The sequence below is a fragment of the Apibacter sp. B3919 genome, assembly GCF_026537405.1.
Taxonomy (GTDB): domain Bacteria; phylum Bacteroidota; class Bacteroidia; order Flavobacteriales; family Weeksellaceae; genus Apibacter.
In genome coordinates this window covers 30,153-55,990 of the sequence record NZ_JAFNMG010000006.1, presented here as the reverse complement: position 1 = coordinate 55,990, position 25,838 = coordinate 30,153, and the positions used below count along the sequence as shown (strand labels likewise).

Here is a 25,838-nt window from a genome sequence, read left to right as displayed (position 1 = left end):
AAATACGCATAAAAATAGATTAATTTTACAAAAAATAATAAATTATGAATAAAAAAGTAATCTTAATGATTCTGGATGGATGGGGAATAGCCACAGATAAAAGTGTATCTGCTATTGACCATGCTCATACACCTTTTATGGACAGCTGTTTTCAAAAATATTCCAATACCACTTTAGTAACTTATGGATTGGATGTTGGATTACCTAAAGGTCAAATGGGAAATTCAGAAGTTGGGCATATGAATTTAGGTGCAGGAAGAGTGGTTTATCAAAATTTGACGAAGATTAATTTAGCCGTAGAAAACGGAACCTTAGGAAATGAAGAAGAATTAAAAAAAGCATTTGAGTACGCTAAACAAAATAATAAACCGGTACACTTCATCGGGTTAGTATCCAACGGAGGTGTTCACTCACATATAAGCCATTTAAAAGCACTAGTAGAAGCGGCAAACTCCTCGAATGTACCTAATGTTTTTGTACACGCTTTTACCGATGGGAGAGATTGCGATCCGCAAAGTGGTAAAGGTTTTATAAAAGATACGATCGAATTTTGCAAAGATAACAATGCAAAATTAGCTTCTATTGTAGGCAGATACTATGCTATGGATAGAGACAAACGTTGGGAAAGAGTTAAAATAGCATATGATGTAATGGTAAATGCTGAAGGAAATAAAACAGAAGATCCTTTACAAGCTATACAGCAATCGTATGAAGACGGAATTACCGATGAGTTTCTTATGCCTATCGTGGTAACTGAAAATAACAATCCGGTAGCCAAAATAAAAGAAGGAGATGTGGTGATCTGTTTTAATTTCCGTACCGACAGACCGAGAGAAATAGTGGATGTTTTATCTCAACATGACCATCCGGAAGTTGGAATTAAAAAATTGGATTTATATTTCGTTACTATGACGGAATATGATGAAACATTCAAAAACATTCATGTCATATTCAAAGAAGATACGATTAAAAATACAATCGGTGAAGTGATAGCAAATGCTGCTCTAAAACAAATCAGAATTGCCGAAACCGAAAAGTATCCACATGTGACATTCTTTTTTTCAGGAGGAGAAGAAAAAGTATTTGAAAATGAAAAAAGAATTTTAGCCCCATCTCCTAAAGATGTCCCAACATATGATTTAAAACCACAAATGGCTGCATATGATATAAGAGATGCTATTATTCCCGAACTAGAAAAAAAAGAAGTGGATTTTGTATGTCTCAATTTTGCTAATGCGGATATGGTAGGTCATACCGGAGTATTTGAAGCAGCAGTTAAAGCGGCAGAAGTAGTAGATGAATGTGCCGGAGATATTTGTAAAGCAGCGTTAGAAAACGGATATACAACTCTGATTATTGCAGATCACGGAAATTCTGATAAAATGAAGAACGAAGACGGCTCACCTAATACTCAACATACTACTAATTTAGTACCTTTAATTGTAGTTGATAATCAAAAATACAATTTAAAACAAGGTAAACTGGGAGATATAGCACCTACTATTCTAACATTAATGGGCTTACCGATTCCTTCAGAAATGACAGGAAATGTTTTAATTGAGAAATAATTAGGAAAAATTTAAATTATAAAAAAAAGAGATATTTATAATATCTCTTTTTTTTATTGTTATAAATAGTTGCTAAAATATAGAACAGTATGAGAATTAATTTCTGTTTATTTTTATTAAATAGAGATAAAGTTTGTCAAAATAGGACTATTTATTTTTAACAAGCATTTAACTAATGTAAAAATACTATCTACTTTCAAATACGTAAATTTGTAAAATTTGAAAAATTCACTAAAAATCATTATTATTATGTCATTTAGAGCACGATTAGAGGTAGCCGGAAGAAAATATAATATTATCAATGTAAATTATTCATTAGCGCAAGAAACAGATCCAACCGGGCGACCATCAGCACAAATTAGAGGAGGAAGAATTGAGATAACTTTAAGATCAACTAATGAAACTCGTTTTTTTGAATGGATGACTAATAGCTATGAAAAGAAAAATGGCAAAGTAGTCTTTACAAAAAAGGATTCTAACACCCCCTTAAAAGAATTAAATTTTACAGACGGTTATGTAGTAAAATATAAAGAAAAATTTGATTCCTTAGGATTAGGTAGATCCTCGATTACAGAAACATTTACCATATCAGCAAAGGCTATAAGTATGGGATTAGGAGAACATGTTAATGAATGGATAGGATAAAATCCATGCTTATTTTATACATATACAAATAAAAAAAGCAAATCAATAAGCCGGATTTTGTCATTTTCATTACTGAAAAGCCTTGTTATTTATCTAGAATAAGAATTACTCCTTATTTCAATCTGCTTACCCCCCGGCATCGGACGGATAGCCCTTATAAATCCGGTATACATAGCATTGCACCTCACAGAGTTTACCTGATTTCACTACAGCCGAACTGTACTTCCTTTCTGTTGCACTGGTCCTCATCTTACGATGGACGGGCATTACCCGCTGTGATATCCTTTGGTGTCCGGACTTTCCTCTTCTATAAAAAATAGAAGCAACAAGGTTGATTTGCTTTTTGCAAAATTACGATATTTTTCAATATTCAAAAATGGACTTAAAATATTAGTTGTTTATATTTGCTTTTAAATTTAGGAATGAATGAATTTAGACGAATTACTGGAAGGTAAAATATTTTTAATAGATAAGCCGTTAGATTGGACTTCATTTGATATAGTAAATAAAATTAAATGGAAAATAAAAAAGCAATTTAATTTAAAGAAAATCAAAGTAGGTCATGCGGGAACATTAGATCCCAAAGCAACCGGTTTATTAATTGTATGCGTTGGTAAAGCAACCAAACAAATACAACAAATTCAAGATGCATCCAAGATCTATTCCGGAGAAATTAAATTAGGAGTAGAAACTCCTTCCTATGACTTAGAAACAGAAGAGTTTAATCCCAAAAAATACAATCATTTACAAATAAAAGATATTGAAGAGGCAGTACAGGATTTCATAGGGGAATCCATTAGTCAAAAACCTCCGGTATTTTCTGCTTTAAAAAAAGATGGGAAAAGATTGTATGAATTTGCAAGGAAAGGAATAGCTATTGAAGTTCCTTCTCGTGAAATTTCCATTTACGATTTTAAAATCACTAACATTAATCTGCCTTATGTGGAATTTTTAGTCCATTGCAGTAAAGGGACCTATATCCGTTCATTAGCTCACGATTTTGGACAAAGCTTAGGAGTTGGAGGGTATTTGACTAAATTGCGAAGAGAGAAAATTGGAGATTATGATGTCAAAGATTCAGATAATTCCATAATAACTTAACTTAACTTTTTGATAGTAAAGTCGATTTATTTTATCGTGCAATAACGACTTCAATACCTAAATCTTCGAATCTTTCAACATCTCTTTTTTTAATGCCTTCATCGGTAATTAAGACATGTATTTTATCTAAATCAGTTATTTTACCAAATCCCCTTTTACTAATTTTAGTAGAATCTGCTAAAACAATAACCTTTTCCGAATTTTGAATCATCAATTGATTCATTTTAGCCTCCATAGTACTTGAAGTAGAAAGTCCAAAATCAAAATCGACTCCATCGCCGCCAATAAAAAGTTTACTGCAAGAATAATTACTGATCATTAATTCAGCATAAGGACCCATAACAGACCCGGACTTAGTTCGAACATCTCCTCCCAGTTGTATTACATCAAAATTTGGATTACCATATAATAGCATAGCCGATTTTAAAGAAGAGGTAAGAATGGTTAACTTAGTATAATTATTTTCAATTACCTGAGCAACCATTTGTGTGGTAGTTCCTGATGAAATCGTAATAAAATCATTATCTTCAATAAAATTAAGAGCCGCTTTGGCTATTTTTGATTTCTCTTCAACCTGTAGCGTTTCCTTTTTATTAACATGTCTTTCCTTAACAATAAAAGATTCTCGAGTTGCTCCGCCGTGGGTTCTGTATAATTTACCGATCTTCTCCAGATGAGTCAAATCTTTTCTAATGGTAACGGCAGACACATTTAATTTTTTACATAATTCAGTTACAGAAACATAATGATTGAAATTTAATTCTTCTAAAATTTCCTGTTGTCTTATATTATTTATGTTATTGTTCTTCATAGGTAGATATATAATGACATGGATGAAATTAAATGTAATACTTTATGATTCAAATTTACGAAAATATTTGAATTGTCAGAAGAATGTAACATAATTAGTTTCGATATTGAAAATAATTAAATTAATATATAAATAATTGTCAATCAATAACAAAGATAATAAATTAATTCTATTTAACCTATTTTTATATTAAAATTATTTTAATATTTATAAAAAAAAATTTTGTTTTATTATTGTTTAGTTTCGATTTAGTAAATACATTTGTTACGTTTTAATTATATAAAACACAAAGCTCAAAAAAATAAAATTATAAATCAAAACTAAATCAAAGATTATGGATTCAGTCATTGCAACAAAATTTATAGGAGAATTACTAGGTTCTTTTTCATTAATTGCCTTAGGATGTGGGATAAGTATGAATCTTACCTTGGACAAATCATACGGCGAAGGTAATAAGGCAGCATTAAGCGGGCCACTTGGCTGGGGTTTTGCTGTAGCTATGTCGGTAATTATTTCTTCTCCATTTGATACGGGTGGGCATTTCAATCCGGCAGTTACCATAGCACAATGGGCTGCAGGTGTTTTAGATCCTAAATTTGTTCTTCCGTATATAACAGCGCAATTTATCGGTTGTTTTTTAGGGGCTCTGCTTGTTTCATTTGTATATAGAGGTCATTTAACTGCTACTTCTTCAGATTCAAGTAAACTTTTAAGCGTTTTTGCAACCAATGCGTCTATTAGAAAAAATAACTCAATTCAGAATTTCTCGGCTGAAGCAATAGGTACTTTTTTCTTAGTATTTATAGGATTATCCATGAGTGCCAATCATGGAGGAGTAATTATTGAAAATTCAACAGGTATTCCTCAATTTACTCATTCGATGGTAGGATTCGGATCTTTAGGAGCATTACCTGCCGGATTTATGATATTTGCAATCGGTATGGCTTACGGAGGGGTTACCGGATGGTCTTTAAACCCTGCCAGAGATCTAATGCCTAGATTAGTTCATCAAATCCTCCCTTTGAAAGGCAAAGGAGATAGTGATTGGGGATATGGAATTGTGTACGCTTCCATTGCTCCAATAGTAGGGGGATTACTTGCTGCAGGACTATACGTATTAGTTAAAGGTTATTTTAATTAAAATAAAAACCGGACAATATGTTTTAAAACAATCAAATCAATTATAAAACCATAAAAAATAAAAAAATGAAATTTTTCATTGATACAGCTGATTTAGAGCAAATTAAAAAAGCTCAGGATCTAGGAGTTCTTGATGGAGTTACCACAAATCCCTCCATTATGGCAAAAGTTGGAATAACCGGAAAGGACAGCATATATGCTCATTACAAAGCAATATGTGAAATCGTAAATGGAGATGTAAGTGCAGAAGTACTTTCAACCGATTACGAAGGAATCATTAAAGAAGGAAAAGAATTAGCAGAAATTGATAAGCAAATAACTGTTAAAGTTCCCATGATCCACGATGGGATAAGAGCCATTAAATATTTTTCAAGTAAAGGAATTAAAACTAATTGTACCTTAGTTTTCTCACCCGGTCAGGCACTTCTTGCGGCAAAAGCAGGAGCTACTTATGTATCTCCCTTTATAGGAAGATTAGATGATATATCAACAGACGGTTTAAACCTGATAGCTGAAATAAGAGAAATATACGATAACTACGGTTATTCTACCCAAATACTAGCCGCATCCATACGATCTTCCATGCACATTATCAATTGTGCGAAAATAGGAGCTGATGTAATTACTTCTCCTTTAGCTCCCATACTTGATTTACTAAAACACCCATTAACCGATATTGGATTAGCCAAGTTTTTAGAAGACTCTAAAAAACTTTAAACTTAAATAAGAGACCATATCAATCACAAACCACAAAAAATAAAAAATAAAATGTCTAAAGAAAGCATTAAATCAGCTTTAAAACAAGCTACTGAAACAAAGTTTCTGGAAATAGAATCCAATATCTTAAAGGATGTACCGCAAATATTTAAGGAACAATTTCCCGGAAAAAAAGCAATTATTATAGCAGATCCTAATACCTATAGAGTAGCAGGAAAAAAAGTTCATGAAGCATTACAAAAAGCCGGATTGGAAGGAGAAGAACCGTATATTTTAGATGATCCTAATTTATATGCAGATTATATATTTGTAGAGAAAATAAGAGATTATTTAAAAGATAAAGACGTAACACCTATTGCGGTTGGTTCAGGAGTTATAAACGATCTTACGAAACGAGCAAGTTCCGAACTAAAACGACCGTATATGTGTGTTGCTACTGCCGCATCCATGGATGGATATTCTTCGGCAGGAGCATCCATAACCAACAAAGGAGCAAAAATCACTCATGCCTGTGAAGCTCCCCAAGCCTTAGTAGCTGATATTGATATTATTTCTGCTGCTCCCCCTTTGATGACCGCTTCCGGATATGCCGATTTATATGCTAAAGTAGTATCCGGAGCAGATTGGATTTTAGCTGCAGAATTAGCCGATCCCAATCATCCTAAAAAAGGTATTGAGCCCATGACTAGTGCATGGAATATAGTACAAGATGGACTGGCTGAGGCATTGCAAGATCCGGCAGGAGCAAAAAATGGAAATCCAAAAGCTATTGAATTATTAACAGAAGGTTTAATGCTAGGCGGTTTCGCCATGCAATCCATGGAATCATGGGGGGCAGGAGTAAGCCGTCCGGCATCCGGTTCAGAACATCAATTCAGCCATCTTTGGGATATGGAGCATCACACATTCAAAGGAGAAATGGCCAAAAAATTCGGTTTATATCCTAATCAAGATGAACAAGCCCCATCGCATGGATTTAAAGTAGGTATTGGCACATTGGCAATTACCGCTTTGTATGAAGTAATGTTAAAAGAATCTATAGATCGGCTTGATGTTGAAGCGGCAGTTGAAAAATGGCCGACCCTGGAAGCTCAATTAAAAGAGATAGACGAAATGTTTGCAGGGACTGAAATACATCCCTTTGCTGTGGCCCAAACTACAGATAAATACGTTACCAAAGAGGAATTAAGGGAGCAGTTAAATAAAATTAAAAAGAATTGGCCGCAATTAAAAGAAAAACTAAGAAATCAAGTTATACCTTTTGAGGAAACAAAAAAACGATTGGCAGCCGTAGGAGCACCTGTTGAACCGGAAGAAATCGGTATTACCAGAAAAAGACTCAAAGATAGTTTTTACAGAGCACATAAAATCCGAAGCAGATATACAATTTTAGACTTTGCTTACAGAGCAGGATATTTTGATCAATGGATTGAAGAATTATTCAGCGAAAAAGGAGCATTAAAAGGAAAATAAATTAAAAGGATATTCATGTAATAGAAAAATTACATGTTTATCCTTTATATCTTTTAAATATAAATTGTATGAATAATTATATCACAGATATAAAAAAGACTTCAAATGTTCTTTTAGAAAAAGTAAAAAAGCTGAAGCATGTAGCTCTAGATATGGATGGAACTATTTACAATGGCTCAACCCTATTCCCCTATACAGTAAGCTTTTTAAATCAGCTTAAAAGATTAGGCATAAGCTATTCATTTCTTACCAATAATCCGTCTAAAAGTATTTCAGACTACCTGCAAAAATTAGAAGGATTAGGAATTGATGCTTCAGAAGAAGAAATGTACTCATCCGCAGTAGCAACCATAGATTATTTAAAAGCCAAACATCCCCAAATAAAAAAATTATTCATATTGGGAACCCCCAGTATGATCAAACAATTCAATAAAGCAGGATATATATCTACTGAAGACTCGGCACAAGATGAGCCCGATGCGTTAATTGTTGCTTTTGACATGACTTTAAATTATGAAAGATTATGCAGAGCAGCTTGGTGGGCAAAACAAGGAAAAATTTATATAGCAACCAATCCCGATAAAGTTTGTCCGACCGACAAACCGGTAGTTTTAGTTGATTGTGCTTCTATATGTTCATCTATAGAAACCGCTACGGGAAGAAAACCGGATATAGTGTTGGGTAAACCACAAAAAGAAATGTTAGACGGGATATTGTCAGCGAAAAATTTAGAGCCGGATGAAGTGGCTATGGTAGGAGATCGCATTTACACAGATATGATGATGGCTCATAATGCCGGAGCTTTTGGAGTATTAGTACTAACCGGAGAAGCTACGTTGGAAGATGCAGAAAAAGCTGATCCTGAATTGGATATTGTCTTGCCGAGCATAGAGGTATTAGGCAACCTGATAGAATATTCACATATAAAATAAAGCTATGAAAAAATATGCTCAAATAAAAGAAGAAGCATTCGAAGGCAATAAATTATTACCCCAATTGAATTTAGTTTTATTTACCTGGGGTAACGTAAGTGTCGCAGATCACAATCAAGGAGTTTTTGCTATTAAACCTAGCGGAGTGCCCTATGATAAGTTAAAGGTCGATGATATGGTATTGGTTGATTTTGACGGTAAAGTGGTCGAAGGTAAACTAAGACCTTCATCAGACACACCCACCCATGCCGTTTTATACAAGCATTGGAAAGACGTAAACTCAATTGTACACACGCACAGTACCTATGCTACCGCTTGGGCGCAATCTTTATTGGATATCCCCATATTCGGTACAACCCATGCAGATCATACCATTTCTGATATACCTTGTGCTCCGCCTATGAGTGATGAGATGATCCAAGGAGACTATGAATACCAAACAGGTTTCCAGATTCTCAATATTCTCAAAGAAAAAAAATTAAGTCATAAAGAAATGGAAATGGTATTGGTAGGAAGCCATGCGCCCTTCACCTGGGGTAAAACAGCTGAAAAAGCAGTTTATAACAGCGCGGTATTAGAAAATGTAGCGAAAATGGCTTATTTGACAAGGCAAATAAATCCCCAAGCCCCGAGATTGAAAGAAGCATTGATCCATAAACATTACGAAAGAAAACATGGAGCAAATGCTTATTATGGACAAGAAAAAAACAAATAATTACTATAAACCAACTGAATAAACAAAAAAATGATGAGCATTTCAAACAATTTAGTAATCGGTGTTGATTACGGAACTGATTCAGCAAGAGCCATATTAATGGATGCTGAAACCGGCGAAGAATTAGCACTCTCAGTAAAAGAATATCCGAGATGGAAAAAAGGTATGTTCTGCGATCCGGTGAATTACCAATTCAGGCACCATCCCTTAGACTATGTTGAAGTATTAGAATATATAATTAATGAAGTAGTTAGAACAGTTCCGGTAGCAAAAGAAAGAGTTAAAGCATTGGCAATAGATGTTACCTGCTCTACTCCGGTAGTAGTAGATAAAGAAGGTACTCCCTTAGCTTTACGAGAAGACTTTTTAGATGATCCCAACGGGATGTTTATCTTATGGAAAGATCATACAGGAATAAAAGATTGCGAGCATATCAACGAATTTTCCAAAAAATGGCATACCGATTATACCCGATATTCAGGAGGAGGTGGAAATTACTCTGCAGAGCATTTTTGGGCTAAAGCCCTTCACATATTCAGAGAAGATCCCAAAATAAAAGAAATCGGGCATTCTTTTGTAGATGCCTGTGATTGGCTTTCCAATTTAATTATAGGGGTAAAAAAACCGGAAGATTTAAAAAGAAATATATGTACAGCCGGATTTAAAGTGTTGTGGAATAAAGAATGGGGAGGATATCCACCTAATGAATTTTTTAAAGAATTAGATCCCGTTTTAGATGGAATTGTAGACACCTTTTCAAAAAAAGTGTATACCTGTGTAGAAACGATAGGAAATTTATCAGAAGAATGGGCTAACCGATTAGGATTAACCACAGCAGTTAAAGTAGCTGCCGGAAACATAGATGCCCATGCAGGAGGAATTGGAGCGGGAGTAAAAAATAAAGCTATCGTTCAAATTATCGGGACATCCACATGCGATATTATTGTAGGACCTAAAAGTGAAAATAACCCGTTAATTCCGGGGATATCCGGTCAGGCAGATGATTCCATAATTCCCGGAATGGTAGGTTATGAAGCAGGACAATCCGTTTACGGGGATTATTATGCTTGGTTTAAAAGAGTATTAATGTGGCCATTGCGAGAAATATTTGCAAAAATCGAATACATAGATAAAGAAACCAAAGATAAAGTAATTCAGGAAGTTTATGATAAAATGATTCCTGAATTGGCCAGACAAGCAAAACTCATACCGGCAAAAGACAGCCATATTATAGCCACTGACTGGATTAATGGAAGAAGGACGCCCAATGTTGACTATGAATTGAAAGGGACTATCACAGGGTTGGCATTATCAAGCAGTACTCCATTACTATATAAATCCATAGTAGAAGCAACCGCATACGGTTCAAGAGCTATTGTAGAACAATTTATAAACAATGGAATTGAAATTGAGGAAATTATCGCAGTAGGAGGAATTTCTCAAAAGTCTCCTTATGTTATGCAAATTTTATCAGATGTTTTAGGAAAGCCCATAAAAGTTATAGCAACCAGGGAAGCATGTGCCTTAGGAGTGGCGATGTGTGCAGCTGTAACCGCCGGAATTTATTCTAAATTGGAACATGCTCAAGAAAAAATGGGAATGGGAATTTCAACAATTTACTATCCTAACGAACAAAATCACCAACATTACAATGTTGAATATGAAAAATACAAACGGTTAGAAAAAGTAAAAGAGCTAACCGGAAAACCATAATATTTCGGAGACGGAGGATAGTAAAAAAAATAATGATCGCCGTCTCCAATCAAACAAAACTTCAAACTAAACCCAAAAAAATGCATTTATCCAATAATTTAGTAATAGGATTAGATTATGGTACAGATTCCGGAAGAGCAATTTTAATGGATGCAGAAACCGGAAAAGAATTAGCCTTATCAATCAAAGAATATCCAAGATGGAAAAAAGGATTATATTGTAATCCTGTAAAGACCCAATTTAGACAACACCCTTTAGATTATCTTGAAGTTCTCGAATATATCGTTAAAGATGTTTTATATAAAGTGCCGGGAGCAGCCGCTCGCGTGAAAGCCATCAGTACGGATATGACCGGTTCAACGCCGGTAGCGGTAAATAAAGAAGGAACCCCTTTGTCTTTGTTGCCGGAATTTGCCGAAAATCCTGATGCCATGTTTATTTTATGGAAAGATCACACAGGGCAAAAAGAAAATGAATATCTGAATGACTTTGCAAAAAAATGGCATATAGACTATACTAAGTCTGCCGGTTGTGGAGATTATTCCACAGAACACTTTTGGACCAAAGCTTTACATATATTTAAGATCCCCGAAATTAGACAAGCCGCCTATTCTTTCGTTGAGTCCAGTGATTGGCTGCCTGCCTTACTTTGTGGGTTAACTAAGCCCGAAGAGATAAAAAGAGGAATGGGTATAGCCGGATCTCGAGTGATGTGGAATAAAGAATGGGGGGGATATCCTCCCAATGAATTCTTTAAATCATTGGATCCGTCTTTAGATGGCTTAGTAGATACATTTAACAAAGAAGCATATACTTGCGACCAAGTCGCGGGAACGATCACCAAAGAGTGGGCTAATAAATTAGGTCTTCCGGAACATGTACTTATTGCCGTTGGTAATTTGGATTGTCATGCAGGTGCGGTTGGAGCGGGAGTTAAAGATAAAGCTATGGTGGAAATTGTGGGAACTTCCACTTGTGCCATTACCGTAGGACCTAAGAGCTTAGGGAATAAATTAGTTCCGGGGATTCCTCAACAAGCTGATGACATTATTCTTCCCGGTATGGTAGGATTTGAAGCAGGTCAATCGGCTTTTGGAGATTTATATGCCTGGTTTAAGAGATTGTTAATGTGGCCTTTAGATAACATCATGCTAAAATCGAATATCGGAGATCCGGAGACGCGGCAAAGTTTAAGAGATGAGGTATATGCTGAAATGATTCCTAATTTGGCCAGACAAGCGAAAATCATACCTCCCAAAGACAGTCAGATTGTATCTACCGATTGGATTAATGGCAGAAGATCTCCTAATGTAGATTATGAATTAAAAGGAACGATAACAGGAATAGCTTTATCCAGTGTAGCTCCTTTAGTTTATAAATCCTTAGTGGAAGCAACTGCTTACGGGGCTAAAAATATTATTGACCGTTTTATTGACAACGGAATAAAGCTTAAAGAAATTATTGCCGTTGGGGGGATATCTCAAAAATCACCATACGTAATGCAAGTCATGTCGGATGTTATCGGAATGCCTATTAAAGTTATTGCAACCCGTGAGGCGTGCGCTTTGGGAGTTGCCATGTGTGCTGCTGTAGTTGCGGGAGTATATAAAAATTTACCCGAAGCACAGAGTAAAATGGGAATGGAAATTTCAAATATCTATTATCCTAACCAAGAATATAATAAACATTATAATCAGGAATTTAATAAATACTTGAGTTTAGAAAATATCAAAGAGATCATATAAATTAGTTTTCAAGGGTATTGGAGGATCTGTCTCTATGAGCATATAGAGACAGAACTTGCCCTTAAAAAATTATATAAAAGAATAATAATAATTCAATAATCAAATTTTTCACAATATTGCTCTGAATAATTGAAGTAAATGCAATTAAAGCGTAAATTTGAAATCCAAAATTTTATAAAGTACAATGACTGATATTAAAACATTAAATAGAGCAGCAGACAATATTAGAATATTAGCTGCATCAATGGTAGAAAAAGCAAAATCAGGCCACCCGGGAGGAGCCATGGGGGGAGCTGATTTCATTAATATATTATATTCGGAGTTTTTGGAATACGATCCCAAAAATCCCAGATGGGAAGGAAGAGACCGATTTTTTATGGATCCCGGACATATGTCGCCCATGTTATATTCAGTTTTGGCATTAGCCGGAAAATACTCTATGGATGACCTTAAAAATTTTCGTCAATGGGGAAGCGTTACTCCGGGACATCCTGAGTTAGATGTTGAAAGAGGAGTTGAAAATACTTCCGGACCTTTAGGGCAAGGTCATGCTTATGCTGTGGGAGCGGCAATAGCTGCAAAGTTTTTGAAAGCTCGATTAGGAAATTTAATGAATCAAACCATTTATGCCTTTATTTCAGACGGAGGGATTCAAGAAGAAGTATCTCAAGGAGCAGGAAGGATAGCCGGACATTTAGGGTTGGATAATCTGATTATGTTTTATGATTCCAACGGAATACAACTTTCTACTCAAGTAAAAGAAGTTAATCAAGAAAATGTAGCAGCAAAATATGAAGCCTGGGGTTGGAAAGTAATTACTATAAAAGGAAATGATCCTTCAGAAATACGTAAAGCCTTACATGAAGCAAAAGCAGTTAACGACAGGCCTACTCTTATTATAGGAAATACTATCATGGGAAAAGGAGCCGTGGATGCCAATGGGCAATCCTTTGAAAATAAAGTATCCACACACGGTCAACCATTAGGGGAAGCCGGAGGTAACTTAGCAAAAACCATCGAAAATTTAGGAGGTGATTCGAATAACCCATTTATTATTTTTCCTGAAGTTCAGGCATTATATGCAAATAGAGCCAAAGAATTAGAAGAAATAGTAAAAAATAAAAAAGAAATAAAAGAACAATGGGTAAAAGAAAATCCTGAATTAGCCGAAAAAATGGAAAAATGGTTTTCAGGTGCTGCACCAAATATCAATTGGTCTGAAATTTCACAAAAACCCAATGCCGCTACAAGAGCAGCATCTTCAACGGTGTTGGAAACTTTAGCTAAACAAGTTGACAACATGATTGTATCTTCTGCCGACTTATCAAATTCTGATAAAACGGATGGCTTCTTAAAGCATACCCGTCCATTTACCAAAAACGATTTTTCAGGAGCATTTTTACAAGCAGGAGTAGCTGAATTTACTATGGCTTGTTTATGTGTGGGAATGAGTCTTCATGGAGGAGTAATTCCTGCGTGTGCCACCTTTTTCGTTTTTTCTGATTATATGAAACCTGTAGTTAGGGTTGCTGCATTAATGGAACAGCCGGTTAAATTCATTTGGACGCACGATGCATTCAGAGTGGGAGAGGATGGGCCCACTCATGAACCTGTGGAGCAAGAAGCACAAATACGTTTAATGGAAAAACTGCAAAACCATAAAGGTAAAAATTCCATGTTAGTCTTAAGACCGGCAGATGTTCAGGAAACAACTGTTTCTTGGAAATTAGCAATGGAGAATACACATACTCCAACAGCTTTGATTTTGTCTAGACAAAATATTAAGGATTTACCGACTAAACAAGATCGATTTAATGAATCCTTACAAACTTCTAAAGGAGCTTACATAGTACAGGAAGATGAGGGGTATGAAATAATTTTACTGGGTTCCGGTTCTGAAGTTTCCACATTAGTGGAAGGGGCTGAATTACTAAAAAAAGACGGTATAAAAACAAGAGTTGTATCCGTACCATCAGAGGGATTATTCAGATCACAACCTAAAGACTATCAAGAATTGGTTTTACCTAAAAATAAAAAGAAATTCGGATTAACTGCGGGGCTTCCCGTTACTCTAGAAGGATTGGTTGGAGAAAATGGAAAAATCTGGGGAATGAATTCATTTGGATATTCTGCTCCGGCTGCTGTTTTAGATCAAAAATTAGGATTTACCCCTGAAAATGTATATAAACAGGTAAAAGAAATTTTGGGTTAATTAGGTAATTAGTGCCTATGTTGTAATCATACTAACTCTATGAATTCAAGAAAGGAGAATTAATATTTTAATTCTCCTTTTTTTTATATAAAAAAAATCAGAATAATTTATGTAAACAGGTTAAATATTAAGGTTTATGTGTGATAATAGAACAAAATAAATTAAAATATATATTATAATAAAATAATTATATTCTTTTTTACGTTATTATAATTATATTTATTTTCAAATATTATTATCTTGGTATGAAAAGATTTATATTTTGGGTGTTTGCAATTGTTTATATGAATTTTAGAAATGATTTTAATGTAGATATTTTTAATCAAGATATCAGCTATTTATGAAAAAAGTAATATTTATAAATAATCTTAAATTATAAAAAATGATTTTTAAAAAACGTTTATTATCCGGTATTCTTTCCGGATTTATGCTTAGTAGTATTTTTTATTCATGTAGCAGTGATGATAATGCTGATTCAAATATTAATTTTTTTCGTCCCGTACGATTTTTAAATGAGTCGGATAAGGAAATATCTGCAAAGCCTACAGGTAATAAAGGTGTGGACGAAAACGGGGTTCCACGTAATGAATATGAAGTTATTATTCGCAGATCCAATGAGTTTTCAACAGCAGATTTAATGAAAGAAGCTACTATTGAAAAAGCGATTTTATATCCCGGATCTTTACTAAGAGGAGAGTCGTTTATTAACGGAAACTATGAGCCATTAATCCTAACAAATTCTTTTAATCCGGTTACATTATATCTTACGATCAATGGGGTCAATGTAAGTATAAAAAAAGATGCTTTACCTAAAGAAAATGAAGTTTCACAAACTCTGACCGAATTAAAAACCGGTAATTCCGGTTATTTTCCTGATAATTATATTCCTACTAATTATACGTATGATAGTGAAGTCGTTACTACGGATGAAAGTTTTAAGAAAATTATCAATTTACATGTAAAATCTAATTTTTCATCCCTTGTAAATTCCTCTTTTGATTACGATTATGATAACTCCGCTGTAAAATCATCCAACTATGTTTTGGTAAAACTAAGACAAACAGTTTATTCAGCGGGTATAGATCTTGCTAATTGGACGAATTGGGTAGAAGGTAATATAAAAGCATCGGAAATTGGTTTGTATGAACCGGTATATATCAGTAACATAGATTATGGTAGAGTAGCTTATTTATTAATTGAAACAAATAAGTCGGCAAAGGATGCCGGTAAAATGGTAAAAGGTGCAGTTGATTACAAGATAGGAAAATTAACATCAGGAGAGAATTATTTGAAGAATGAAGAATTGAAAAAACTGTTTAATACAAAAAAAATCAATGTTTCCGTGTTGGGTGGGCCTTCCAATAGAGTTACTTCCTATGACGAATTTATTAATTATATGAATTTATATGGAAAAGAAGCCATCGTTTCTTCTTCTGCACCAATTTCATATACCATTCGTCGTTTGAAAGACAATACAAAGGTCGAAATTGTGAATACCTACGAAGAAGTCAGAAAAGAACTCCGATAAACAACATAGCACCTATTTTAAATTTTAGCTTCAATACTTTTCGTGGTATTGAAGCTAAATGTTTTAATAAGGGGACTATTTGTTTTGTTATAAGGTAAATTACGTATTAATTACAAGTAAGTTATAATTTTTGACTTGATGATATGGTTTTAATGAATATCCGAACATCAAATTTGAAATTAACATTTTCTTTTTTATAAAAAATATAATATAGTTCAATATTTAATAAATGTATTGATTTAATGAATATTTGATACGGTAACAGAACAAAACAAAATAAATTTTAATTAATTGTAAAATAATTTATTTAAATCTACGTTAATACAGTATAATTACAAATAAAAACTAACTATGAAAAAATTAATGCTTTTGTTTTTGCTAATGGTTGGTATGTATTCCTGCAGCGATTCTGATACCGATGATTTAAATTTAATTACAGATCAAAACCTAATTGAAAATCCAACATTTTCATTAAAATTTGTTAGAACATCTCGCGGATCAACCATGAATAATCTTCAAGTTGGGGATTCACTTGTAATAGCTTATGAAATTAATGGTGTCTCTATAAACACACATGAAACGTTTACCATCATGCCTCAACTTGGAGGTCCTGTTTCACATCAAATTTTAGGAGAAGATTATGATCTTTATTATAAAAATAAGAAGGTTGATAAAATTAATACGCTAGAAAAGCAAGGTAAATTTACGCTTTATATCAAAAAGGCAGGTAATTTTAGTCATGCCTATACTGCTTTTATTGTAAATACTGAAAACAATGAAATTCCTAATAAACTAATTTCAAAAAGTGATCTATATTTTAATTCTGTCAGAATTGTTGCTTACAATTATGAAATCAGGCTTAGGAAATCATCGACATGGCAACATTCCTTGAGAGGAGTATTTCATAAACTTTATATTGACACAGGAAATGAAGAATATGATAAATATCTTGAGAATCTTACCTATAACGTATATTATAATTCGCGAAGTTTCGAGCAATCTAATTTTCGCAATAAGCAGAATAGAGATTTTTATGAAGTACAAAGAGTTGAAGGAGGTAAAAAAGCATATACGGTAAATACTATTGATAAAATTGTTTTTAAAAAAGAAGTAAATGGGGTAACCACCAATATCGAATACAAAAATATTCCTGTAGTTTTCTATGGAAGGAAAGATGATTGGGGAACAGAAGGAAATAATAATCTTTAACAAAAATAAACTAAAACTCTACAAAAATGATCTTGAAAAAAAATTTAGTATCCGTTCTGATTTTCGGATTTATCATGGGTAATGTATTTAGCTCTTGCAGTAGCGACGATGATGCGGTTTCCGGTAGTAGGGGATTGCGTGAAGTGAAATTTCATTCCGAACCGGATATGGAAATATCAACAAAATTTACAGGAAATACAAGTATAGATGCTGATGGTGTTCCTCGTAAAGAATACGAAATCGTTACGCGTCGTTACAATGAATTTTCAGTTGCAGACCTTATGAGTGAAGCAAATATAGAAAAAACAATCTTATACCCGGGAAGTATACTTAGAGGAGAATCTTTTTTAAACGGAAAATACGATCCGGTTGTACTTCATAATTCATTTAATCCGGTTACTTTATTTCTTACTATACAAGGAGTTAATGTACATGTTAAAAAAGATGTTGTTCCTAAAGGGAGTGAAGTTTTTCAAGCCTTATCGGATTTAAAATTAAATAATACTGGTTATTTTCCAGAAGATTATATACCTGCAAATTATACATATGAAAGTGAACATGTTACAACGGAGGAAAGTTTTAAAAAGACAATCAATCTGCAGATAAAAGCCAATTTTGCCGGTATAGCAAATTCCTCTTTTGATTATGATTATAATAAGTCAAATGTGAAATCATCCAGCTATATTTTGGTTAAGTTAAGACAGACCGTATATTCTGCAGGAATTGATCCGGTGCACTGGTCAAATTGGGTACAAGGTGATATTAGTGTTTTAGATAGCGGTCCTTACGAACCGGTATATATCAGCAGTATTGATTATGGTAGAGTGGCCTATTTGCTGATTGAAACTAAAAAGTCATCACAAGAAACCGGTAATATGGTTAAAGGGGCTGTAGACTTTAAAATTGGTAGAATTTCAGCTGGCGGGAATTATCAAAAGAATGAGGAATTTAAAAAGTTGTTTAATTCCAATAAAATAAAAGTTTCAGTATTAGGGGGACCATCTGAAATTGTAACCAATTATGATCAATTTATGGATTATATGAATTTATTAGGAAAAAAAGCTCTGGTAGCTTCATCTGCGCCTATTTCATACACCATCCGACGTTTAAAAGACAATACTCAAGTGGATATTGTAAATACATACGAAGAGGTTAAAAAAGAATACAGATAAATTAATTTATTAGCATTTAAGTTTAGCTTCAATACTGTTTAGGGTATTGAAGCTAAAATTTTTTTTAAAGCATTTTATCAAATTAAAAGAAAATTACCTATTGAAAATTTTCTTCATTTTACTTCAGTCTATTTAAGCTATTGATAATTATATCACTAAAAAAGAAGCGTATTTCTTAAAAGATACGACATAGGTAAACCTCTATTTTAATATCTTTTCCGATAAATTATATAATTTAAAAACCTTTGTTAAATTTATAGCTTAAATCATTTTAATAGATTTAAAATCCATATAAAAGAAATTTTATTGAAATTAAATTTATTATTAATTTAATTGATAAATTTTTTTATATTTGAAAACAAGATATAAATAATAAATATGATTAGGATTTATTACGATAATTTTAATAAATTGATTTAATTTATAGATTTAATTATATTAAATTAATGGTAATCTATGTTCCTTTACTTTAAATAATAACAAAATTGATAAAAGATTTAAAGAAAAGCTACAATTATATAAAATAAATACATAATACATATAAAATTATCTTTATTTTGTAACCAATTTTTTGAACTATATACACCATATGAAAATAAAAAAAATTTCTCTCACATTGCTGACTTTGATGACTCTATATGGATCATTAGAAGCACAAAATAGAACACAGGTTGAAAGACCTAAGTTAGTAGTTGGTATCATTGTAGACCAAATGCGATGGGATTACCTATATCGATTATATGACAGATATGGAAATGCAGGTTTTAAAAGACTCTTAAATGAAGGATTTTCATTTGAGAATTGCATGGTAAATTATGTTCCTTCATTTACAGCCATAGGACACAGTACGGTTTATACCGGATCAGTTCCTTCCATACATGGAATTGCAGGAAATGATTATATAGAGCAAAACACCGGCAGGAGCATTTATTGCACAGAAGACTCCAAAGTAAAAGGGGTAGGATTGGATGATCCGGAAAATAAAGTAGGGAAAATGTCTCCGTATAATTTAAAAGTATCAACAGTTACCGACCAGCTTAAATATGCTACCAATTCAAGATCAAAAGTAATAGGTATTTCTTTAAAAGACAGAGGAAGTATATTACCTGCAGGACATGCAGCGGATGCCGCCTATTGGTTTGATGCAAAAAGCGGAAGATGGATAACCAGTACCTACTATATGAAAGAATTACCGAAATGGTTAAAAGAATATAATTCTAAAAATATGCCGGAAAAATATTTAAGTAAAGATTGGAATCCAACGTATCCCATTTCAACTTACATACAAAGTCCGGATATCAAAATGCTGGGAAAATATGAAGTAGGATTTAAAGGGTATGAAACTCCTTCCTTTCCAATGAAAACTTCCCAAATGATGAAAACATTAGGTGTAAGCTTGATTCAATACACACCCTATGGAAACACGACCACGACAGATATAGCTAAGTTGGCGATTGATCATGAAAATTTAGGAAATAACAAAACAGGAGATACCGATTTTTTAGCAATAAGTTATTCTTCACCCGATAAAATGGCTCACCATTATTCAATCAATTCAATACTAACGGAGGATTCCTATATAAAATTGGATCAAGAATTAGCAGATTTGTTTAGCCATTTAGACAGTAAAGTAGGAAAAGGAAATTACCTTGTTTTTTTAAGTGCCGATCATGCAGGAATACCTAATGCAAATTTTATGAATGATAATAAAATGGCCGGTGCACTTCGAAGATTAACTCCGTACGAAAAGAAAATCAATGAATATTTGAAATCAAAATACGGAAGAGACGATTTAGTTAGAAGTTTTAATAACTATCAAGTAAATTTCAACTATACTGCAATCAAACAAGCCTCAATAAATTTAGAAGATCTTAAACAAACCTGTATTGATTATCTTCAAACCCTGGAAGGGGTCTTATATGCCGTTGATATGAAAAAAGCATCCATAGCAACAGTTCCTCAATATATTAAAGAAAAAATCATTAACGGGTATAACAGAGAATATTCCGGAGAAATACAGATTATTTTAGATGGAGGATCTTATGATTTTGAATACTATGATCCAACCAAAGGAGGTACGCATGGTACTTGGGGACCGGATGATGCGCACATACCTTTTATTTTAATGGGCTGGAAAATTCCTCACGGAAGCACTACAGAAGAAGTTTATATGACAGATATTGCTCCTACCATATCTGCATTATTAAAAATACAAATGCCTAACGGTGCCATAGGTAAACCCGTTGATTACATAATGAAGTAATATTAATTAAGTTTATTTCCTCTGAATTAATTAAACATTCTAAAAATGTTCAGAGGAAATATTTTGAAGTTCTTGCAATTATGAATAGAAAAAATTTAATTGGTCTGTTATTTCTTATCGTTTTAGTTAGTTCTGTTAAAGCTCAAACACTCGAAATAAAAACAGGAACGAATACTGAGGACAATATAAAAATAACCATGGGAGGTCGAATAGCTTTTGACGGAGCTGTTTATTTTGATGATAAAACACCATTGGGTAATGGAATGACTATATCTGATGTGCGATTAACCTCCAAAATGCGATATAAAAAATGGGATGCAAAAATAGATTTTGGTTTTTCCGATAAAAAAGTAAATACCAAAGACATCCATTTAATTTATAATATTAATGAAAACTCATGGGTTAAGTTGGGATATGCCGGAGAGCAACTCGGGTTGGAAAACTGGGAAAGTTCTGCATGGCTAAAATTTATGACGGCAGCAGCTAGTTCACAAGTTTTTGGTTCGGGGCGACAGCTGGGTTTTACCTATGTAAAATGGAATAAAAGAATATATTATAGCGGTGGCTTTTATACAGATAGCGATGCAATAAATAACAACAAAGAAGGAAATCAGGGATATGCTTTTGTAGGTAAATTTTCAGTTGATCCTGTCAGTACTAATGATAAATTAGTTCATATAGGAATATCGGGAGAGTATAGAAACGGTAATCGTGATGGTTTAGATGATAATAAAAAAACCAAAAGGATTATGAGTTACTCCGGAAATTTAAATACAAATGTTGAAAAAAAGAAACCCTTAGACATAACCATCACTAACGTTAAAGATCAGTACAGATGGGTTACGGAATTATTAGCGACTGCCGGCCCTGCTTTTTTGCAAGGCGAATATTATTCGATTCATATCAATAGAAAAGCAAATAATCATTCGTATAACGCCGATGGTTTTTATGTGCAAACGGGATTTTTAATACTTGGAGACAAAACCTATAAATATAATTTAGGAGACAGACGATTGAAAAAACCGGGAGATAAAACCTTGGAAATGGCTATTAGATATGATTATACAGATCTTAATGACGGGGTCTATAATACGGAAATTTTAAAAGGAGGGAGAATGAGTGATTTATCATTAGCGGTGAATTACTATCTAAATAAATACATAGGTTTTAAAGTTAATTATTCCTACATTAATTTAGGACCTTATAACAATTATGGAACCAATAAAGAAAACATTAACTTAATACAAGGAAGGGTTATGGTTGTGTTTTAAATGTTTCCTAAGAAACTATCAAATGATAATACTGTGATTGAATATATTAATGATATAATCATAATCTTGAAGGTTTCCAATATATTTAATATTAATTGAAACAAATCAATCTAATATATATCTTTAGATAAAATAGTATCAGTATAGAATAAAGTATAAAGCTAACTAGTTAATACCACAAAAAAAGCAATTACAATCATAATGAGAATGAATAAAGCTTCTACCAACTTTATAAGTTGGCAATAATTATAGATTCTAAATCTTTTTCATTAAGTAATTGCTCTTTAAATAAAACCTTACTTCCATTTTTATAAAAAACGGTTGCAGGTATACTTCCTTCCCATAGTGGGTCAATAGCAGGAATCCATTTATCCATATTTTCAGGATCATTTAGAAGATAAACTTCGGTTGAAATGGAATATTTACGTAAAAACTTTTTAACAAATTCAATATTTTTAACAGGATTTAAATTTATTAAGATCATTTTATAACCGACGTTATCCTTAAACCTTTCATTTACTTTCATAAAGGAAGGAATTTCAACAACGCAAGGCATACACCATGTAGCCCAAAAGTTAACGACTAAAAATTTATCATTCTCTTTCTCAATAATATTTTTAAAATCTGAAAAAGTGATTACTTTAATATCCTTGATTATTTCAGTCGAGGTGGCAGGCTGGGCTTTACCAATAATCGTAAATACTAGTAAAAATAAGCAGATATATATTTTTTTTATCATAAATTTATTAGAAAAGACGTAACATATCTTTTACAAATTTAATTATATCTGCATTCAGTACGTTACTTACTTATTCATTTCATCATATTGAGATTCATGAATAGGAAGAGACATGGGATTAGTTTCATCATAATAAATAGACAAAGAATCACCCACCTTACTTTTATCTTCAGGCATTTTCTTTATAATGGTTGAATGTAAATTACCTTTGTCGTCTCTGTAAACGATATTCCAAACATTAATTTTTTCGTTAGCAATGGATACACCGCTTTGTTCTCCGGTAATTTCTGCCTTAGCTTTTTTTGAAGCAGCAACATTCATTACATTTTCAGGTGCAATAATAGTTGCCGATTCTTTTTTGTTTAGTTTTGAACAGCTGTAACAAGCTAATAGAATTAAAATAATAGTAAAATAACTGATTTTTTTCATTTTTTGTGATCATTTAATTATTCAATTTCAAAAGTTGTTCCTTCTTTTCCATCTTTAAGATTAATACCGGCTTCCGACAAACGATTACGAATCTCGTCAGAAAGAGCCCAGTCTTTCTCAAGTCTTGCTTTATTTCTTAAATCAATAAGAACTTTCATGGCTTGATCCAGTTTACCGGTATCTTTCATAGTGTCAGATAAAAGTTCCAATCCTAGAATATCATAGAAGAAAACATGAATGGCAGTATTTAACTTTTTTAAATCAGTAGCAGTTAGTGTTTCTTTTTTTAAATCTAAATTATTTATAAGTTTAACTATATCAAATAAATGTGAAATTAATACCGGAGTATTAAAATCATCGTTTAATGCTTCATAACAAGTATCAATCCATTCCTGAATGTTATAACTTGAAGTTTCAGAAGCAGCAATATGTGGAAGTTTTTCAATCGCGGAAGTTAAGCGGAAATATCCTTTTTCGGCAGCAATAATAGCATCGTTGGATAAATCTAAGACACTTCTATAATGAGCTTGTAAAAAGAAAAAACGAACAATGATCGGATGAAAAGGTTTTTCAATAAAACTATTTTCACCGCTAAATAATTCTTCAGGTAAAATGGTATTGCCCGTAGATTTACTCATTTTTTGTCCGTTTAAGGTAAGCATATTCGTATGAACCCAATAATTTACAGGTTCTTCTCCAAAAGATCCTTTAGCTTGAGCAATTTCACATTCATGATGCGGAAATTTAAGATCCATACCCCCTCCATGAATATCAAACTTTTTACCTAAATATTTGGTACTCATTGCGGTACACTCCAAATGCCAGCCCGGAAATCCGTTTCCCCAAGGAGAAGGCCATCTCATGATATGTTCAGGAGACGCTTTTTTCCACAATGCAAAATCTTGAGGATTCCTTTTTTCTCCTTGTCCGTCTAAATCACGAGTATTGGCAATCATATCTTCTATTTTTCTGCCGCTTAATTCACCGTAGTTGCCTCCTTCTAAATCAAATTTATTTACATCGAAATAAACAGACCCGTTGACTTCATAAGCCAGACCTTTATGCAATAATTTCTTAATTAGCTCTATTTGCTCTACAATATGGCCGGTAGCTGTAGGCTCGATATCGGGAGGGAGCATATTAAATAGATCTAAGACCTTATGAAAATTAAGAGAATATTTTTGTACGACTTCCATAGGCTCTATTCTTTCCAGGCGAGCCCGCGTTGAAATTTTATCTTCAGAATTATCATCGGTAAGATGTCCGGCATCGGTAATATTACGAACGTATCTTACTTTATATCCTAAATGACGCAAGTATCTGTTGATAACATCAAAAGATAAAAAAGTTCGGCAATTACCCAAATGCACTTTGTTATATACTGTTGGACCGCATACATACATTCCTACAAAACCTTCATGCAAAGGGGTAAATACTTCTTTTTTACCGTGTAAAGAATTATATAATTTTATTTGATTGTTCAGATAGCTGCGCATATTTAAATTTTGAAATGGGAGTCAATACCAATATAATGTAAAAATTCTTTTCTTGTTGTAGGATTGTTTAAAAACAAACCACTTAATTCAGCCGTAACCGTGCTGCTTTCTGTATCTTGTATGCCTCTCGAATTAACACATAAATGTTTAGCGTCAATCACACAAGCAACATCATCAGTATTCAATACTTCTTTAATAGCTTCAACAATTTGTCTGGTGAGCCGTTCTTGAACCTGAGGCCTTCTGGAATAATAATTTACGATTCGGTTAATTTTAGATAATCCGATAACTTTTCCATTTGAAAAGTAAGCTACGTGTGCCCTTCCGATTATAGGCAGAAAGTGATGTTCACAAGTTGAATAAACCGTAATATCTTTTTCAATCAGCATTTGACGATACTTGTAACTATTTTTGAAAGTAGATACTTCCGGTTTATTTTCGGGAAGAAGTCCTCCAAAAATTTCATTTACATACATTTTAGCAACCCTTTTAGGAGTATCTTTTAAACTATCGTCATTCAAATCTAATCCAAGAATATGCATAATTTTAGTAAAATGCTCTTGAATCGCTTTTTGTTTTTCTTCAGGAGATAAAACAAAGGCATCCGATCGAATAGGAGTATATTCTGTATGTGTGAAATGGTCTAGTTCTTCGTCTTCTTTATTAAACATAATAAAAAACATCTAAATTTCTACAAAAATAAGTTTTTTTTAGTTGAAAACCATTACAATATTCAAAAGCAAATAATCATTTATAAAAGAATATTTTAAAATAAAATTGTATCTTCGCATAGAATTAATCTAAATAGTTAACTAGTTGTGAATATTTATCTTCAATATGCGTTTATAGCCTTAACTTTACTAGTTGCTGTGTGGTATTTGATTAAATTATTTAGGGAAACTTTTTTTTCCAAAAAGAAAAAATGCGGAGGAGGTGTCAATTGCAAATGCGGCAGAGAG

Annotated in this window: 21 protein-coding genes and 1 other RNA gene; 16 read left to right on the top strand and 6 right to left on the bottom strand. The window is 33.0% G+C overall.

Annotation, left to right across the window (positions count from 1 at the left end):
* The first annotated feature begins 44 nt into the window (after positions 1–44).
* Together gpmI and tssD are read left to right on the top strand one after the other, a co-directional pair.
* Positions 45–1,568 carry a 2,3-bisphosphoglycerate-independent phosphoglycerate mutase gene (gene gpmI, locus J3U20_RS09495; RefSeq protein ID WP_160543049.1) on the top strand — a complete coding sequence of 508 codons (1,524 nt, stop codon included), beginning with the start codon at positions 45–47 and terminating at the stop codon, positions 1,566–1,568.
* 249 nt (positions 1,569–1,817) lie between these two features.
* A complete protein-coding gene (gene tssD, locus J3U20_RS09490) occupies positions 1,818–2,213 on the top strand; it encodes a type VI secretion system tube protein TssD (protein WP_160543050.1) in 396 nt (131 codons plus the stop codon).
* A 30-nt stretch (positions 2,214–2,243) separates the two neighbouring features.
* Here tssD and rnpB read toward each other — a convergent pair.
* Positions 2,244–2,556: RNase P RNA component class A (gene rnpB, locus J3U20_RS09485), an RNA gene on the bottom strand.
* An 83-nt stretch (positions 2,557–2,639) separates the two neighbouring features.
* Between rnpB and truB the strand changes: the two genes are divergently transcribed.
* Positions 2,640–3,314: a tRNA pseudouridine(55) synthase TruB gene (gene truB, locus J3U20_RS09480; protein WP_160543051.1), complete on the top strand. Its 675-nt coding sequence runs from the start codon at positions 2,640–2,642 to the stop codon at positions 3,312–3,314.
* Positions 3,315–3,345: 31 nt separating this feature from the next.
* Here truB and J3U20_RS09475 read toward each other — a convergent pair whose 3' ends face one another.
* Positions 3,346–4,125 (bottom strand): DeoR/GlpR family DNA-binding transcription regulator, encoded by a 780-nt coding sequence (locus tag J3U20_RS09475; protein WP_105296954.1) that lies wholly within the window; start codon positions 4,123–4,125, stop codon positions 3,346–3,348.
* A gap of 334 nt (positions 4,126–4,459) precedes the next feature.
* Between J3U20_RS09475 and J3U20_RS09470 the strand changes: the two genes are divergently transcribed.
* The 13 genes from J3U20_RS09470 to J3U20_RS09410 all read left to right on the top strand — a co-directional run bounded on the left by J3U20_RS09470 (position 4,460) and on the right by J3U20_RS09410 (position 22,215).
* On the top strand, positions 4,460–5,266 hold the full coding sequence (locus J3U20_RS09470; protein WP_185150295.1) for an MIP/aquaporin family protein: 807 nt from the start codon (positions 4,460–4,462) through the stop codon (positions 5,264–5,266).
* A 65-nt stretch (positions 5,267–5,331) separates the two neighbouring features.
* Complete coding sequence (fsa, locus tag J3U20_RS09465; RefSeq protein ID WP_160543052.1) at positions 5,332–5,982, top strand: fructose-6-phosphate aldolase; 651 nt, start codon at positions 5,332–5,334, stop codon at positions 5,980–5,982.
* 51 nt (positions 5,983–6,033) lie between these two features.
* A complete protein-coding gene (locus J3U20_RS09460) occupies positions 6,034–7,455 on the top strand; it encodes a sn-glycerol-1-phosphate dehydrogenase (RefSeq protein WP_160543053.1) in 1,422 nt (473 codons plus the stop codon).
* A gap of 68 nt (positions 7,456–7,523) precedes the next feature.
* Entirely contained in the window at positions 7,524–8,387 is an 864-nt protein-coding gene (locus J3U20_RS09455) for an HAD-IIA family hydrolase (protein ID WP_160543054.1), read from the top strand.
* Positions 8,388–8,391: 4 nt separating this feature from the next.
* On the top strand, positions 8,392–9,102 hold the full coding sequence (locus tag J3U20_RS09450; protein WP_160543055.1) for an L-ribulose-5-phosphate 4-epimerase: 711 nt from the start codon (positions 8,392–8,394) through the stop codon (positions 9,100–9,102).
* Positions 9,103–9,135: 33 nt separating this feature from the next.
* A complete protein-coding gene (locus J3U20_RS09445) occupies positions 9,136–10,815 on the top strand; it encodes a ribulokinase (protein WP_160543056.1) in 1,680 nt (559 codons plus the stop codon).
* A 32-nt stretch (positions 10,816–10,847) separates the two neighbouring features.
* Positions 10,848–12,560 (top strand): ribulokinase, encoded by a 1,713-nt coding sequence (locus J3U20_RS09440; protein ID WP_221410894.1) that lies wholly within the window; start codon positions 10,848–10,850, stop codon positions 12,558–12,560.
* A 184-nt stretch (positions 12,561–12,744) separates the two neighbouring features.
* Positions 12,745–14,772 carry a transketolase family protein gene (locus J3U20_RS09435; RefSeq protein WP_160543057.1) on the top strand — a complete coding sequence of 676 codons (2,028 nt, stop codon included), beginning with the start codon at positions 12,745–12,747 and terminating at the stop codon, positions 14,770–14,772.
* A gap of 382 nt (positions 14,773–15,154) precedes the next feature.
* Positions 15,155–16,300: a thiol-activated cytolysin family protein gene (locus J3U20_RS09430; RefSeq protein WP_160543058.1), complete on the top strand. Its 1,146-nt coding sequence runs from the start codon at positions 15,155–15,157 to the stop codon at positions 16,298–16,300.
* 351 nt (positions 16,301–16,651) lie between these two features.
* Positions 16,652–17,509: a hypothetical protein gene (locus tag J3U20_RS09425; RefSeq protein ID WP_160543059.1), complete on the top strand. Its 858-nt coding sequence runs from the start codon at positions 16,652–16,654 to the stop codon at positions 17,507–17,509.
* Positions 17,510–17,535: 26 nt separating this feature from the next.
* Positions 17,536–18,681 (top strand): thiol-activated cytolysin family protein, encoded by a 1,146-nt coding sequence (locus J3U20_RS09420; RefSeq protein WP_160550024.1) that lies wholly within the window; start codon positions 17,536–17,538, stop codon positions 18,679–18,681.
* Positions 18,682–19,270: 589 nt separating this feature from the next.
* Entirely contained in the window at positions 19,271–20,944 is a 1,674-nt protein-coding gene (pafA, locus tag J3U20_RS09415) for an alkaline phosphatase PafA (protein WP_160543061.1), read from the top strand.
* Positions 20,945–21,024: 80 nt separating this feature from the next.
* Complete coding sequence (locus tag J3U20_RS09410; protein ID WP_160543062.1) at positions 21,025–22,215, top strand: OprO/OprP family phosphate-selective porin; 1,191 nt, start codon at positions 21,025–21,027, stop codon at positions 22,213–22,215.
* Between the two features lie 229 nt (positions 22,216–22,444).
* Here the strand turns inward: J3U20_RS09410 and J3U20_RS09405 are convergent, their stop codons facing one another.
* From J3U20_RS09405 to folE, 4 genes are all read right to left on the bottom strand, one after another.
* Complete coding sequence (locus J3U20_RS09405) at positions 22,445–22,954, bottom strand: TlpA disulfide reductase family protein (RefSeq protein WP_160543063.1); 510 nt, start codon at positions 22,952–22,954, stop codon at positions 22,445–22,447.
* 66 nt (positions 22,955–23,020) lie between these two features.
* Positions 23,021–23,383, bottom strand: a complete 363-nt coding sequence (locus J3U20_RS09400; RefSeq protein ID WP_105296969.1) for a hypothetical protein — start codon at positions 23,381–23,383, stop codon at positions 23,021–23,023.
* A gap of 17 nt (positions 23,384–23,400) precedes the next feature.
* Positions 23,401–24,879 (bottom strand): cysteine--tRNA ligase, encoded by a 1,479-nt coding sequence (gene cysS / locus J3U20_RS09395; protein WP_160543064.1) that lies wholly within the window; start codon positions 24,877–24,879, stop codon positions 23,401–23,403.
* Between the two features lie 2 nt (positions 24,880–24,881).
* A complete protein-coding gene (gene folE, locus J3U20_RS09390) occupies positions 24,882–25,550 on the bottom strand; it encodes a GTP cyclohydrolase I FolE (protein ID WP_160543065.1) in 669 nt (222 codons plus the stop codon).
* Positions 25,551–25,838 lie beyond the last annotated feature (288 nt).